This is a genomic window from Candidatus Methylarchaceae archaeon HK02M2 (assembly GCA_024256165.1).
Classification (GTDB): domain Archaea; phylum Thermoproteota; class Nitrososphaeria; order Nitrososphaerales; family JACAEJ01; genus HK02M2.
This window is the reverse complement of the sequence record JAKLZG010000074.1, coordinates 1-15,171: the sequence shown is the minus strand read 5'-3', so window position 1 is coordinate 15,171 and position 15,171 is coordinate 1. Positions and strand designations below refer to the sequence as shown.

The following is a 15,171-nucleotide window of genomic DNA, read 5'->3' as shown; positions in this document are numbered from 1 at the left end:
AGTCGACGCAGATTCAATTTATCGATACTAAAATTTATTAATCTAAGTCGATGTAATTACGAGGTGATCGATACTATCAGACATGGTGGGTAGCTGTCAATCGTTGCGATTATTTTCTCATGTTCGATGGGTGGAGGTCTACCCCACCGGACTCCCCACCCGTTCCCTATTAATTATCCTTAATTGAATAATAATGAAATTCAGATGTTATTTTAAAAAATAAAGGGGGGTGATTACCCTTTGATTTATCTTATCTCATCTCATCTTATCTTATGGTATCACTACTACTTCCCAAGGAGTGTAGTCGATGTCGTCCGATACTTCATCTCCGATGCCTGGGCCTTCACCGAATGTAGCTGGGTCACCCGGACCGCTGATATCTCCCCAGAAGTTGTTCTCTGCATCTATATCAGCTGTCTGAGTTTCAGTATAGACGCCGAATAAGTAGTTCTCGAATATGTTGTTGTAGGTTATCGTAGGATCTGCATCATCACTATTAATGTGCACGCCATCCTCGAAGTTCCTTATTATGTAGTTCCTGTTGTCGTAAGTACCGCCTATCGTTGGGTCTGATTCTCCACTAAGATAGATGCCATAAACATTATGGGCAATGTAATTCCTTATGATATCTACTGGTTCACTTGCTGGATCACCTGAATTGGATAGATATATGCCATAATAGTTGCCCCATATCGTGTTTCCGCTTATGGTCGTTGCGTCAGCATTAGATAGTTCAATTCCATACTCACCTGCACCTGATAGTGGCCAATGGCCACTGTGGCCTATTGTATTGCCGTGTATCAAGCCAGAAGAGCTGGACCAATAAATCCCATATTCCACGCTATCCCATATTGAGTTGTACTGTAATGTGATATCCTCAGAATTGATTACCTCGATGTTATAATCATCTGCACCGGTTATGGTATTGTACTCTATGATTACATCTTTGAGGTAATAACCAAGATACAGGTTTGAGTCTTCATTATACGCGATAGTGTTGTAGGCGATCAGACCTCCACCATCGTCATCATCATTATCTCCTAGTTCCAGTCCTTCATCATCGTAACATGTGTACATTATCGTATTGTGTAGTATCTGCGGGTTTTCCAGATCAAATAGATATACACCGTAATAGTTGCTCAGAATCGTGTTCCATTCTATGGTTATGGGTGCATCGTAGTCAGTAACTTCAAGGGCGTAATCTTCGATACTTCCAGTGATAACATTACCCTTGATGAGAAGACCCTCACAAAGGTCAGATCCATCTATGTAGATACCTCCGTAATTCCCTTCTATCTTGTTGTATAGGATTGAAACATCGGATACTTCACCATCAAGATATATCGCTTCTTCGTCAGTGGCACCTGTTATTACGTTATATGCTATCAGTATGGGCTCCATCAAGAAAGTTTCGTCATATCCGTAGATATCTATGCCGTATTCATTGCCTGCTATCTCGTTGTACGTTATGACCACGTTTTGATAGTACCATCCGTATATAGCATAACCGTCGTTACCCATGATCTTGTTGTTACTTACTGTAGCACTCGTCCTTACGTCATCAGTTTCTGGATCCCAGCCCAAATCTCCATCTAGATATATAGGAGAATCAGCGTTATCCAAGATCTTGTTGTTTGTTATGGATACTATCGGGCAGTATTCTAGATATATCCCGTAAGAATCATTGCTGATTATCAGGTTTGATGATATGTATACCCCATTCACATAGTAGAGATATATACCCGCACTGTAACAGTTTGCTATCTTATTTCCCTTTATAATTATGTTGTGAAGAGGGAGATCCTCGCCTTCTTCTCTCGCATCAAGATCGTCATTGTACAGATTCTCGTTGTCCACGTATATGCCCTCACCATAAGAAGAATCTACTGTTCTAAAGATAGTATTTTCAAGTATGGTTATATCGGTTGAATCTTCAATATATATTCCATAATTATCAGAATGAATAATCGAGTTCTCCTTGATGGTTATGTCTGAGCATTCGTAGATGTAGATAGCATAACTGTTGTCGTCTGCTATCACATTGTTGTACACGAAACCGCTTGCACCGTCTTCGAAGTCTAGAGAATAGTCGCCATTCGCAATATTGCATCTTTCTATATACAGATATGCACCTGTGATGATTATGCTATTATCATCCAGGTCTATCCTAGCACCATTTCCATAGATGTGAGTATCGCCTGTAATCATGATGTCAGAATCGGTGGTGTAAAGAACGCTTGGATCAAGATGGAACTCGCCGCCTGTTCCTCCTCCGATTGCACTAGAAAGGTCCTTGGTAGGTTCTGCAACTACTGGAAGTGGTATTACAAGAAGCAAAGGCATAATGAGAAGCAATGCAATTGTAAGAGTTCCTGCTAGTTTCTTCATTTTTCTTCGGCATACGTTCCCCATGTTTGTTAATAAAGCTTGTCTCATTAGAAATATTTGACAGTAAGATCATAATTTTCTATCATTTTTTTGAAAAAATGGTTATCTACCAAATCTGAGTAGGCTTGCTGGGCTCTTACTTACTGACAATGCAGACAAAAGAGTTATTGATTTTAAGAAGGGGGGAGTTGTATGTTTACAGAGAGACGAAGAAGATAACTGGTCAGTCGGTTGGATGATAATACCTTAAAGAAAGATAGGTCCTTTTACTTTACACTGATGAATCTTTAGTCGATCGTTATCAAGTTTTGTATGCTTTTCATAAAGCAATATTTTTAATAAAACTAGTAAAATGAAAAATTAGATTACTCAGGCTAGACTTGCTCTATATAGGATTTGTTTAAAATTCATTTTTTCATCGTATCCTTTTTTCTACCTGGAATTAAAAATGGAGTCCTTTTCTTGTATTCTAAGTAATCTTGACCGAATCTTAATTCAAGTTCCTTTTCTTCGATGAATCTATAGTATATTAGAAGTATCGAAATAAATAAGATAGTAAACACTATTGAAGATACCGAGCCAGTTAAAATTCCAAAGCCCAGATAAAATATTAAAATCCCTAGGCCCATTGGGTTTCTAGTGTAAGCATAAGGTCCTCTTACAATCAACTTTTTTGGTGGTATCATTGGAATTGGTGTTCCTTTTCCGATTTTAAATTGAACCATAACTGACCAAGCTGAAAGTAAGAAGCCAGGTATGAGGAGGAATGGAGATATAATTAAATTGAAAGGTTCAGAAATGAAATTGGGTAAACTTAAACGCATATCTAAATAAGGCAATACAATTACTAGAATAAATGGAACGAATATTAGGAAAAACATACCTGCGGGAATGTATGCGATGATTTTTTGCTTATTACTATAATTTTTTTCTGAGTTTTTTATTGATGACAAAATAATAGCCTTAATTTTTTTATCTTAATCATAAAATATATTTTCTTATCTGAATCGACAGCTTAATTACATAAATGTAGTTATAAAAAAATAAATTTAAGTTACATCATATAAAATAAGGATTGTATTTATGGAAACTTCAAAGAGCTTGGTTTTTCTGCAGATTGCTAACGTTGGAGCTTTTATAGCAACTGTTTTGGTTAATGCATTAGCTAATATTTTACCATTAAACGGAAAAACTACAGGTGAGATATCCAACTCGTATCCGAATTTGTTTACCCCTGCTGAATACGTTTTCTCTATTTGGGGCCTAATTTATGCATTATTGTTAATTTTTGTCATCTTTCAGGCAACACCTGGACAAAAAGAAACAAACTTCTTACGTAAAATTGGGTATTTTTTTGTGTTGGGTAGCATTGCAAACATTTCATGGATTTTTCTATGGCATTACGAACAAATTGTTCTGTCTATTATACCTATGTTTGTATTATTGGGTACACTAATAGCAATTTATTTACGTCTTGAGATCGGTCGGTCGAATGTTCCACTAAAAGAAAAATTGTATGTGCATCTTCCTTTTAGTGTCTACTTGGGTTGGATAACAGTCGCTCCCATAGCTAATGTTGCTTCTGCATTAGTTGCAATCAATTGGGATGGTTGGGGAATTAGCGAAGTTACATGGACTGTCTTAGTCATAATCGTTGCCTTGATTATTACATCATCAGTGATTATTACAAGAAAGGATATTGCGTTCAGTCTTGTTATTGTTTGGGCTCTTATAGGCATTATCTTTAAGCAGATAGAAATTCAAAGCATCGTCATCACTGCTAGTTTATCTGTGATCGTAATCATCGTATTCATAGTGGCATCGATGTTAAAGATAAAAAGATGAATGAGAAATAATCGAGAACCGTATAGAAATAATCTGATTCGAGAAAAGAGAGTTATAACATAATTAGTAAAGGCAGTAAGGTACTTAATGGATACCTCCTATAACCATCTTTAATTGATAGAAAAACATCAAGAAATATTGAGTTCTGACATTGTAGAGGGAGTCACTACGTAGAGTGGCCAACGCTTTAGAACTCCCTTCGGAAGTTCCCCTCTCCTGACACGTCCTAGAAGTTCGGTGCGTGGTATTTGTGTTTCAACAGGATTACTATCTAGCATTTCCAAGCGGAGCTTTTCTCTTTGCATCTCGAACTCTATTGACCTTCCGCTTGGACAGGTAGACAATTTATTCCGAATGTCTTCTGTTAAATTGGTATGATTCTTATACTGAGTGATCGGGATAAACATTACCAGAGGTCGATCGTCTTGTTTGAGTCTAAGTACTATCGACGATTTTTTATTAATTTTAAAATTTTCAGCTAGACATGCTAGCAGACGGCGGGGGTTGACGATCTCCAATTCTTCAAGATTGAAGTAGTCGCCAACGAAGACGTTGGGTTCTTCGGGAGCTCTGACCTCAGGTGATATCGCCACCTCTATCTTTAGACGGAATCCCGCACGTAAAACTTCACCCGTTATTCTTGGTAAACCCTCTTGGCTTTCAATCATTATCACATCTCCCGTATCGATATTGATTACAGGATTACGATCATCCATGTATGATACGAGAAGCCTCCCAATTCGTTCTTTACTACGAGATATTGGATCACGTTTTCCCCTACGTTCAATGACAGGCAGGGTCAATGGGAAAACATACATGGTATCCTTTGAGGAAGGCCCCAGAATATCTTTACCTATTGTGGCTGCAAATGGACCTATCTCGCTACTGACATAAAGGTTTGTGAACCTTTCTGCTCCTTTTTCCCATCTCATGAACTTACGTAATGATGACCATTCGCTTTCGGTAATTGAAGAAATGCTGAAGACCAAGGTGGCATCTGAAAGAATATTCGAAAGCCGTCTCTGAATCTCAACGGAAGCAGCATCAAATCCTAGGCTCTTTATTAAGCTGATAAGCTCAAAATATTCTTGATTATCATTATCTGAAATCAAATTCTTTGACCTTTTCAAGCCTATACGGAGTCTTCTCAAATCAGCCCATCCTAACACTGTTGAGGCTGGAGCAGAAACCACTGATATTTGCCCTATCGATAGAAGTTTTGAGATCGTCTGCAGACTGTTGGCGTTCTTGTATTCATCCAATAAGTATGAGACTGGCTGAATCAGAGAGAGCGTAAGTCTCTGTGAGAACTCTGAAGAATAAAGCCTGATCAGTTTTATACCTTTATAAATGGACAGACCGTCAGTTTTGATTCTTGATGGAACAAAGATAGCTATAGATGAACTACTATCTAGACCACTTGCTTGGATTATGGCCTGCATTCCAGGAGCCCAGCGACTCCTTACCACTTCATCTGACATATGCAACCATTTGAGGTCGGAGAGTCGACCACCTGAAGTCCCCGAAGTATGGCATATGATAAGGTGTGATTCATTATAGGAGTCCAAATAAGATTCAACATCCACAGAAACAAGTTTTGGATCTGTTTTTTCGATTTTAATCCTATCAAACAGATTTCCAACTGATGAGAGGCCAGATATTTTTAGTGCAAGCGACTCATATTCCTCTCTTGAAGATATGTCGAGCCAACTCTTCCAGTTTATTTTTGGGATTTTAGAATAATAGTGATCAAAGATTTTCTGCAAGTTTACGTCAAAATCATAAGACCTCAAAAATCCACCTTTCTTTAAATTATATGGATATTCATTTCCTTTTATCTTTAAGAATTTCTGTAATTCTAAGTCAATGGTTTTATATCTCAAACGTACTCTTTCATTTATTAGATGTCCAAGGTCATAGTTGCATATGGGGAAGATCCTTTTCAGGCTGTAAAAAAAGGGTTAGAATCTTTTACTTATCCTCACCAATCAAAAATTGTTCTTAAACCAAATTTGATTATTGATGAACCTCCCCCTACAACAACTCCATATGAAACTGTGGAAGCTTTAGTTAGATATTACCAAGAAATGGGGTATAATACGGTTATCGCTGAAGGATCGGGTTGGTGTAATACTTTTGATGCTTTCAAAAAATTGGGCTATTTGAAGCTTACCGATAAACATGGAGTTAAGTTAGTAGATTTGAACAATGATAAGTACATAGTCAAGAAAAATCCCGAAGCTCTCTCTCTTAAGCAGTTTGAATTTCCTTTAACTTTTAAGGACTCTTATTTGATTTCAGTACCGATTTTGAAGGAGCATTCAATAACCAAAGTAACTTTATCATTGAAAAATATGCTTGGAGCTACTTTGGGTGAAAAGGCAAGATTTGCTAAGAAAGGGAGGTTCCACGAAAGACTTGATGAGAGCATAGTTGACATAAATCTTTACCTCAGGCCAAATTTGGCTGTTATAGATGGAAGAATTGCCGGTATAGGAGGGGAAATAGGAGCAGATCCAAAACAATTAGGAATAATGATTTTTTCCGAAGATTTAGTTGCTGCAGATGCTGTTGGAGCAAGTTATCTTGGTAAAAGTCCCCTTTCGATTTCACATTTAAAGTTAGCTCAAGAAGCGGGATTGGGGGTAGCTGACCTAAATAGAATAGAAGTTGTGAAGGTTTGAATGACGAAATACCAACGATTTTTAACTCCAAATTCTAAACCCTTTGATCCTTTAGAATTAGCTAAGGAAACTGAGAGAATTGTGACTAGAGAGGGATACGAGGGACAAGAAAGAAAGTATACGGATTTTTACTCTGTTCCAGTTTATAGGGGGATCGCTACTGGTTATGCTGCTGGTTGTTGTTTAAGGTGTAATTATTGTTGGTCAAACTGGTCGAGAGATTTTCCAGATAAGTATGGAAATTTTTATTCACCTAGAAATGTTGCTGAAAGACTTTTTAGGTCTGCTGAAGAAGGTATAGTCTATTCTGAATATTGGAGAGAACAAATTCCTAAAGTGTATAAGCTTCGTTTATCTGGATGTGAACCTACAATTGGAAAGGAGCATTTACTTAATGTTCTTGAGCTTATAGAAGCCTCAAAATATCCTCTTTTTATTTTAGAAACTAACGGTATAATTCTTGGTTCTGATAAAGACTATGTGAGACGTTTAACCAAGTTTAAAGACAAGCTATATGTTAGGGTTTCTTTCAAAGCAGCAACTCCTGAAGGTTTTACCCAAAGGACAGGGGCGATAGGAAAGCATTACAAGCTTCCATTTAAAGCGCTAGAATTTCTTTTAGATGAGGGAATATACGCAAGAGCTGCCGCAATGACGGATTCTAGAGTTATGTCAAAAGATGAAAGAAAACTACTTGTTCACACTTTAAATGAGATAGACCCAAAAGCAAATTATCCAATTACTTTAGAAGAAGAAACCGTAGATGCTTATGATACGGCTATTAAGCGGCTAAAAGCTTTTTCTGATCTTAAATATGCTAGAAAACTTGAAGAAGAAATTCAGTGATGGTTTGTAATTGAAAAGGCTAATACTACCTGAGCCTATTTCAGGAGGAATTTTTCTTTCTTATAAGTGTACGAGCGAATGTAAGCATTGTATGTATGCTTGTTCTCCCAAATGGAGAAACGATTGGATAAGCATAAAAGATTTGGAGAAAGTATTGACACAACTTGCGAATAAGATTAACAAAAGATATCCTCCCGGATTTAAGAAAATCGGAATAAATTATGGTCTACATTTCACAGGAGGGGAGCCGTTCCTTAATTTCGAGCTTTTACTTAATGCAGTGAAATTAGCTAGTGTGCTTAAGATTCCTGCGACATTCGTCGAGACGAATTGCTTTTGGTGTATTGATGATGATGTTACAAGAGAAAAACTAATTCAACTAAAAGACGCAGGCTTGCATGGTATATTAATAAGCGTTAACCCATTCATTTTAGAGCATGTACCTTTCGAAAGAACAGAAAGAGCGGCTAGAATAAGCAGAAAAGTTTTTAGAGAAAATGTGATCGTTTATCAAGAATTTTTCTACCATCAATTTAAGAATTTAAATTTCAAAGACAAACTTCATTTTGAGAGGTATCTGCAAAAAGCAGGTATTGAAAGTTTAAATTATGTAGAGCTGATTCCCATGGGAAGAGTTCCTCTCAAATTAAGTCACTTGTTTAAAAAATATCCTTCAAAGGAATTCTTTGGCGAATCTTGTAAGGAAGAACTAACGAGACCTTGGCATGTCCATGTTGATAGTTACTTTAATTACATAACAGGTTACTGCGCTGGAATTTCCTTAGGTGATGCGAGACAACTTGATTCAATTTGTAGAGAAGGACTAAAATTATGCGAATATCCAATCATTGAGGCTCTAGTTACAGATATGAAAGAGCTTTATGATCTAGCTATCAAAGAGTATAGATATGTAGAACTGCCTAGAGGTTATATCTCAAAATGTCATCTCTGTTTGCACTTAAGAAAGCATATCATCAAGCAAACGAATAAGTTTAAAGAGCTTCAGCCAAGAGATTTTTATTTTCATTTATCATAATCACTATCGACAATGATTTGCATACTTTCAAGAAAATAAGCACGATATTCCTTATTTAGATTTGATGATTTACGTTTTTAACATATAAAAACAAGATATGTTATTCATTCGATAAGAAGTTCTTAGTTAAAAGGTGTTTACTAGCGATGTCTCCAGAAATGATGGAAACAAAACAAATACAATATCAACATCAACATCAATATCTTTAGAGAAGCGTGTTTCTTTTTGAGTAAAAAAGAAGAAAGTAAATTTGAATACACCCTTCGTGGAAAAGCTTGGAAAGTTTATTGGCTTCTTTTAAAGAGCGGTCGATCTATGAGTGTTCGCGAAGTTCAAAAGGCCCTGCATTTTAGCAGTCCCAGCGTGGCGCAACATCATCTTGAGCAATTACGCGAACTGGGCTTAGTAAAAAAGCAGGAGATTGGTAGCCAATATTTTTTAGTTAGCGAAGTTAAAATCGGTGTGCTACGACATTTTATTAAGTTAGGAAAACTTCTTTTCCCAAGATATTTCTTTTACGCAGTTTTCTCTACAACATTTTACATAGCTTACCTTACAGTGTTAATGCAAAGCTTGACAAGAGAAAACCTATTCATAATTTTTTTTGGGGCAATTATTTCAGCAATATTTTGGTATGAAGCTGTAAGATTATGGCGTTTAAAACCTTTCTAACCTTTGTACTAGTTACTAGACGGTCTGTACTAGAAAATAGGATAAAATAATTCTTTTCACATACTTTAGATGATTAAAAGGGGGGCATATTGCAAACAGAAATTAGAAAAAAAACGTTGGTTAATGGAATAACCGCTATTCTTTTAACTATTGTACTAACGACTATATGTTACCAATTCGGTATTCAACCTAGAGTCCAGCCACTGTCTTTAGAGCTTAAAACATTCTCGAGTTATGATGAACTTGAGAACTTCTTGAGAACGAATATGGAAAATGCTAGATATTTTGAAGAATTATATCTAACTCCCTTTATAGGAAGTGGTGAAGTTGATCTAATAAACCCGCCTCCCAAGGCATCAACCGATTATTCAACAACCAATATTCAGGTTGCTGGTGTAGATGAAGCTGATATAATTAAGACGGATGGAAATTATTTGTATGTAGTTTCGAGCAACACTGTTTACATACTGAAGGCCTACCCGCCTGAACAAGCTGAAGTGCTTTCAAAGATCACTTTGAACGAAACTGATAACATAGAGATTTATGTAAAAGAAGATAAATTGGCTGTATTACAAAACTATTACACTTTTAAAGTACTTGAAAATTCGGAAACTCAACCCTCTTCTGGAGATTCATTCATAAAAATCTATGACATCTCAGATAAATCGAACCCTGTTCTTACAAAAAATATAAGCCTAGTAGGCACGCTCTCAAGTTCAAGAATGCTAGGCAATTATATCTATGCTGTAGTGAATCAACCAGCAATGAAACAAAGCAGCAATGGAACAGACTTCGAGGTGATATTGCCCAAGATCTACACTGATAGTGTTGTTGAGGAGGTCAATCCTACTGAGATAAGCTATGTCGATATTTCAGATATTTTTTATTATTTTACAACTGTAGTCGCAATCAACATTATTGACGATACACAAGCAACAACTTATGAATCATTCTTAACCGGCTCAACTTCATCTATATACGTCTCGCTTAGTAATATTTACTTGACAGTTCCAAATACAAATGCATGGTTTTCTTTTGATGTCGGTGTAGCGAGAGAAGAAACTTTGATCTATAAGGTTAAACTGGACGAAGAAAAGATTGTTTTGGACGCTGAAGGCAATGTTGCCGGTTATGTTCTAAACCAATTTAGCATGGATGAGTTTCAGGGCTTCTTCAGAGTAGCGACAACAGAGGGGTCTGGCGAGGGCCCCAAGAACAATTTGTTTATATTGGATATGAACCTAAACATCGTTGGAAAACTTGAGAATATCGCTCAAGGCGAACGTATATACTCGGCAAGATTCATAGGTAACAGATGTTATCTTGTGACATTTAAACAGATAGACCCATTCTTCGTGATCGATATTAGCAATCCTACTGATCCAAAGATTTTGGGTGAATTGAAAATACCCGGTTTCTCAAGCTACCTACATCCTTATGATGAAAATCATGTAATTGGCATAGGTAAGCAAGACAATAATGTTAAACTATCACTTTTCAACGTAACAAATGTCACTACACCGATAGAAGCGGCTGAGCCGTATATTGTGCAAGGCGAGTGGTCGGACTCAACAGTCTTAATGGACCATAAGGCGTTTCTATTCGATAAATCAAAACAACTTCTTGTACTTCCACTTTCAATACAAGAAGGTTATGATTACATAAACGGCTTCTGGCAAGGTTCATATATTTTTAATATTACTTTAAACAATGGATTCGTGCTTAAAGGCAATGTAACTCATCAAGAAAATAGCACAGACCAGTGGGATACTGAGCATTGGATTGTAAGGACACTTTACATAGATGATGTGCTTTATACAATATCCGAAAGGAAAATAAAAATGAATAGTATTGAAAATTTGGACCTTCTACAGCAGATTGAACTTTCTTGATGATCTATAGGAACCTATACTCAATGTATAGATCAGCTAAATAATCAAGCAACTTAATGTTTAATTACTAATATAAGATAATAAGAGCGAAGATAGATGTCTGAAGATAAGCTAACATCTTTCCTTAAAACTGGATCAGATTGGGCTAGGATGAAAACTTCAGTACCTGGAATATTCATACTTAAGCTACCAGCATACAAAAGTTATCCTTCTAGGCTTGCCGTTGAATTAAATCCTATTGATGATTCAGGCTCACCAATGAAGAAGAGAGGTTTAGTAATAAGGTCATCAAAAGAGCTTGAGGAGTTCAATAATCTCTTTCAACATGACAAGCTCTCTCCGTTGCTAAAGAACATAGATAACGTAAACCCTATTCCTAAGAAATTCTTGAAGCCTAGTGAAGAAGTCCTAGAGATCTGAGATGTCATATGTATCACACCCCCTCATCTTCCCTAATACCGTAGAGGATAGAGATTATCAAAGAAGGATAGTCGAGGCTGCAATTGACCAAAATACGATGGTAGTACTGCCAACAGCATTAGGGAAGACTGTTATCTCAGCTCTAATAGCTTCTGACATTCTGTATAATTATCCAGATAAAAGAGTTCTTATCATGGCGCCCACAAGACCTTTGGTGATCCAACATAAAGATACATTTCAGAGGATCATCAGGCTTCCTCAAGAAGACTTTGTTCTACTCACAGGGAAGATACCTTCAGACACAAGAGAGGTTGTATGGAAAGGCCAATCAAGAATAATTTCAGCTACTCCTCAAGTAGTGAGAAATGATATTTTGAGTAAAAGGATACGATTGAATGATTTTGGATTAGTAGTTTTCGATGAATGTCATAGAGCTGTAAAAGAGTATGCATATACCGAGGTTGCATCACAATATGTGAAGCATTCGGATTATCCATTGATTCTAGGGATGACAGCATCACCTGGTTCAGTCATAGATAGAGTCAAGATGGTATGTAATTCACTGTTCATAGAGCATGTGGAACATAGATATGATGATGATCCTGATGTTAGATCGTATGTTCAACCTATTCATGTTGAGTGGAAGAGAGTAGATTTACCTATACAGTACCAACCGTTAAGAGATATCATCAAAGGGATGCTAAATTCGAAGGTTAGGTGGCTTAAGAGTAGAGGCTATTTGAAGAATGTATTCAAAAATGTATCTAAAAAGCGACTCATAGATCTAGGTACAGAGTTGAGGTATAGTGCTGAGATGAGTATTGATGAAGAAAAGGGGCCGATATATCAAGCTATAATGCAGCAATCATCAGCATTAACACTATTTCATATGTTAGAACTATTAGAAACTCAAGGTGCTTATTCACTCGAAGCATTCATAGAAAGGATGGAGGGTGACGATAAGAGAAGCCATAGCATATTGATGAAAGAGAAGACATATGTAAACCTTCTAGAGTTACTGAGGGGCGAGTGCTATGCCGAGCATCCTAAAGCTGAAATGCTGAAGCAAATAGTCAAAAATCAGCTAACAGCAAACTCCAAATCAAGGATAATCATATTTACCCAATATAGAGATACTGCAGCACATCTTGTAGAAGAATTGAGCAAAATAGGTGGGGTAAATGCTGAGAGGTTTATAGGTCAAGCTACAAGGTTAGGAGATAAAGGTTTGACACAAGAGGAGCAGGCGTCATTGATCAATAATCTGAGAAAGGGGTACCTTAACACTCTAGTTGCAACTTCGATAGCTGAAGAAGGTTTGGATATACCTGAAGTAGACTTAGTAATTTTCTATGAACCAATACCATCTGAGATAAGATATATTCAGAGAAGAGGCAGGACAGGCAGGAGAACTGCTGGAAGGGCTATAATACTTGCAGCTAATGATACTTATGATCTGATCTATCTATATGCATCATCAAGAAAGGTCAAAAGGATGAGAAATATAGCAAGTAAGCTAAACAAGATACTTAAACCAATTTTGAGAATGAAAATGAAGCCAAAAGCCAAACCTATGACTCAAGAAGAGCTTCTAGAGATAGAACGCAAAGTAGGATCAAGGCGTGAGCCATTATTAATTCCGAGTGAAAATAAGAAATTCAAAGATTTGGATAAAGATGTTGCAAGGGCAGAAAAGGCGATATACTTCAAGATATTAGAAGGAGGCGCATCAGGGCTGAACAATGATGAGCTTTATCATGAGATGGAAAATGAAGGTTTCAGTAAAGGTGTAATTAAAGTGGCACTATCAAAGTTAAGAAAAAAGAAGTATGTAGCGAGTGGAGATAGCAAGTCAGCTATACCAATAAAGAACATATCCAGTACAACGATTATGGACATTGAGATAGAAAAGGTTATGGCGGGACAGGCAGTAGTATTGATTAATGGTAAATGGAGGGCAAGGTTATTACCCGAGAATTATAATGGACCTAAAGAACTTATAAAGAAATCTTCTTGCTTCAAAGCACAATGTGAACTGTACCATGACTTAGGAGTATTATGCGTAAAAGTGAGACAAGTAGTGAGTACATCCAGATGAAAATTAAATAAATAATTAAATACACACATAACAATACGTCTTAACACGTATGAGTACTTCTAAGACGAAGTTGACTCTATCCATCGATAAAGATGTTTTAGAGAGTGCGCGTAAAGTAGCGATTCATAGGCACATTCCCCTGTCAAGACTTGTTGAAAATTTCTTAAACTTCTTTGCGAGGCCTGAGCTCTACTGCTTCAAGTGTGGTGAGAAGTTTAATACAGAAGATGCTGATGTTTGTACCAAGTGTGGATGGCTATCATGTCCAAAATGTGAAGTATGTAGATGTGACTTAAGTGATGATGTAGCTATTGCAATCTATCAGATGAGGAAAGTGTATGAGGATCTTTTAGGAGGGAGGGTAAAGTGATTGTTATACTTAGTCTGGTTATTAAGCCTATTCATAGCAACATTACTAGGTAGTTATTATGTCAGAGTTAAGGGTAAGTCAGATGCTATCATTGCTACGTATATAATCTATTTAGCGATATCACAGATAATGGCTGCAAAGATAGCAGTCTTTGATCTAGGTTTCGCTTCATTCATAGTGCCAACTGCAGTTATAATTTTTCCATTCACATTTCAACTTACAGATATGGTCAATGAATACTTTGGTAGAATGGAGACTCATCGGATGATCTTCATAGCATTCGTAACTCAAGTGCTTATGGTTTTCTTCATATGGTTTAGTAATATATTACCCCCTGCATCATTCTGGAGTCTTCAAGAGCCTTGGTTAGAGATATTTAATCTCAGTATAAGGATAACTGCCGCAAGTTGGATTAGTTTCTTGATAACTGAGAATCTTGATGCAATAATATTTGCAAAGATAAAAGAGAGGACTGGTAAGAAGCATTTATGGGTGAGAAGCGTCTTAAGCGATGCACCTATGCTAGCATTAGATAGCTTCATCTTCGTAACTCTAGCTTTTTATGGTCTGATGCCTATAGTACCTCTAATAATCGGGCAGATAGTTCTGAAGTGGTTCTCGGGCCTGGTAGATACACCTTTCATCTATTTAGAGAGGTATATTGTTGAGGGTGAAATGAAATGGGCAAGTAAAATAAATAAAAGATTGCGAGCATTCTTTAGATCTTCAGGTAAATGATATTTCCTTTTTTCTAATAGTATATGGAAGTTTTATTTATGTGATAATTAATTAATTATAAATAAACTAAAAAAACTGATCTTGATTTCTTGTCTTGAATGAACGAGTATTAAATTTACAAAATATTCTATTCAAAGTTTGATTAGCCAAACGATCAACCTCTTGAATATTTACATCTGTTC

General features: G+C 36.6%; 13 protein-coding genes. 10 read left to right on the top strand and 3 right to left on the bottom strand.

Features of this window, described 5'->3' with window-relative positions; translation table 11 throughout:
• Positions 1 to 270: 270 nt before the first annotated feature.
• Positions 271 to 2,388, bottom strand: coding sequence for a right-handed parallel beta-helix repeat-containing protein (locus tag L6N96_06015; GenBank protein MCP8323711.1), 2,118 nt, complete (start codon positions 2,386 to 2,388; stop codon positions 271 to 273).
• 407 nt (positions 2,389 to 2,795) lie between these two features.
• Positions 2,796 to 3,341: an isoprenylcysteine carboxylmethyltransferase family protein gene (locus tag L6N96_06010; protein ID MCP8323710.1), complete on the bottom strand. Its 546-nt coding sequence runs from the start codon at positions 3,339 to 3,341 to the stop codon at positions 2,796 to 2,798.
• A 130-nt stretch (positions 3,342 to 3,471) separates the two neighbouring features.
• Between L6N96_06010 and L6N96_06005 the strand changes: the two genes are divergently transcribed.
• Positions 3,472 to 4,233, top strand: coding sequence for a hypothetical protein (locus L6N96_06005; protein ID MCP8323709.1), 762 nt, complete (start codon positions 3,472 to 3,474; stop codon positions 4,231 to 4,233).
• Between the two features lie 128 nt (positions 4,234 to 4,361).
• Here the strand turns inward: L6N96_06005 and L6N96_06000 are convergent, their stop codons facing one another.
• Positions 4,362 to 6,116 carry a hypothetical protein gene (locus L6N96_06000; GenBank protein ID MCP8323708.1) on the bottom strand — a complete coding sequence of 585 codons (1,755 nt, stop codon included), beginning with the start codon at positions 6,114 to 6,116 and terminating at the stop codon, positions 4,362 to 4,364.
• Between the two features lie 21 nt (positions 6,117 to 6,137).
• Here L6N96_06000 and L6N96_05995 point away from each other — a divergent pair, with 21 nt between their 5' ends.
• The 9 genes from L6N96_05995 to L6N96_05955 all read left to right on the top strand — a co-directional run bounded on the left by L6N96_05995 (position 6,138) and on the right by L6N96_05955 (position 14,989).
• On the top strand, positions 6,138 to 6,917 hold the full coding sequence (locus tag L6N96_05995) for a DUF362 domain-containing protein (protein MCP8323707.1): 780 nt from the start codon (positions 6,138 to 6,140) through the stop codon (positions 6,915 to 6,917).
• Positions 6,918 to 7,763 carry a radical SAM protein gene (locus L6N96_05990; protein MCP8323706.1) on the top strand — a complete coding sequence of 282 codons (846 nt, stop codon included), beginning with the start codon at positions 6,918 to 6,920 and terminating at the stop codon, positions 7,761 to 7,763.
• A 10-nt stretch (positions 7,764 to 7,773) separates the two neighbouring features.
• On the top strand, positions 7,774 to 8,799 hold the full coding sequence (locus L6N96_05985) for a radical SAM protein (GenBank protein MCP8323705.1): 1,026 nt from the start codon (positions 7,774 to 7,776) through the stop codon (positions 8,797 to 8,799).
• 225 nt (positions 8,800 to 9,024) lie between these two features.
• A complete protein-coding gene (locus L6N96_05980; GenBank protein ID MCP8323704.1) occupies positions 9,025 to 9,471 on the top strand; it encodes a helix-turn-helix domain-containing protein in 447 nt (148 codons plus the stop codon).
• Between the two features lie 89 nt (positions 9,472 to 9,560).
• A complete protein-coding gene (locus tag L6N96_05975) occupies positions 9,561 to 11,363 on the top strand; it encodes a beta-propeller domain-containing protein (protein ID MCP8323703.1) in 1,803 nt (600 codons plus the stop codon).
• A gap of 96 nt (positions 11,364 to 11,459) precedes the next feature.
• Positions 11,460 to 11,783, top strand: coding sequence for a hypothetical protein (locus L6N96_05970; GenBank protein MCP8323702.1), 324 nt, complete (start codon positions 11,460 to 11,462; stop codon positions 11,781 to 11,783).
• 1 nt (position 11,784) lies between these two features.
• The gene (locus tag L6N96_05965; protein MCP8323701.1) at positions 11,785 to 13,881 is read left to right on the top strand and encodes a DEAD/DEAH box helicase family protein; all 2,097 of its coding nucleotides are present in this window, start codon (positions 11,785 to 11,787) and stop codon (positions 13,879 to 13,881) included.
• Between the two features lie 49 nt (positions 13,882 to 13,930).
• The gene (locus L6N96_05960; GenBank protein MCP8323700.1) at positions 13,931 to 14,251 is read left to right on the top strand and encodes a DUF6364 family protein; all 321 of its coding nucleotides are present in this window, start codon (positions 13,931 to 13,933) and stop codon (positions 14,249 to 14,251) included.
• Entirely contained in the window at positions 14,252 to 14,989 is a 738-nt protein-coding gene (locus L6N96_05955) for a queuosine precursor transporter (protein ID MCP8323699.1), read from the top strand.
• Positions 14,990 to 15,171 lie beyond the last annotated feature (182 nt).

What these genes read in the sequence shown, in the direction of transcription:
- L6N96_06015 (MCP8323711.1), bottom strand. Translation starts at nt 2,388, where the DNA reads ATGAAGAAACTAGCAGGAACTCTTACAATTGCATTGCTTCTCATTATG.
- L6N96_06005 (MCP8323709.1), top strand. Translation starts at nt 3,472, where the DNA reads ATGGAAACTTCAAAGAGCTTGGTTTTTCTGCAGATTGCTAACGTTGGA.
- L6N96_05995 (MCP8323707.1), top strand. Translation starts at nt 6,138, where the DNA reads ATGTCCAAGGTCATAGTTGCATATGGGGAAGATCCTTTTCAGGCTGTA.
- L6N96_05990 (MCP8323706.1), top strand. Translation starts at nt 6,918, where the DNA reads ATGACGAAATACCAACGATTTTTAACTCCAAATTCTAAACCCTTTGAT.
- L6N96_05970 (MCP8323702.1), top strand. Translation starts at nt 11,460, where the DNA reads ATGTCTGAAGATAAGCTAACATCTTTCCTTAAAACTGGATCAGATTGG.
- L6N96_05965 (MCP8323701.1), top strand. Translation starts at nt 11,785, where the DNA reads ATGTCATATGTATCACACCCCCTCATCTTCCCTAATACCGTAGAGGAT.
- L6N96_05960 (MCP8323700.1), top strand. Translation starts at nt 13,931, where the DNA reads ATGAGTACTTCTAAGACGAAGTTGACTCTATCCATCGATAAAGATGTT.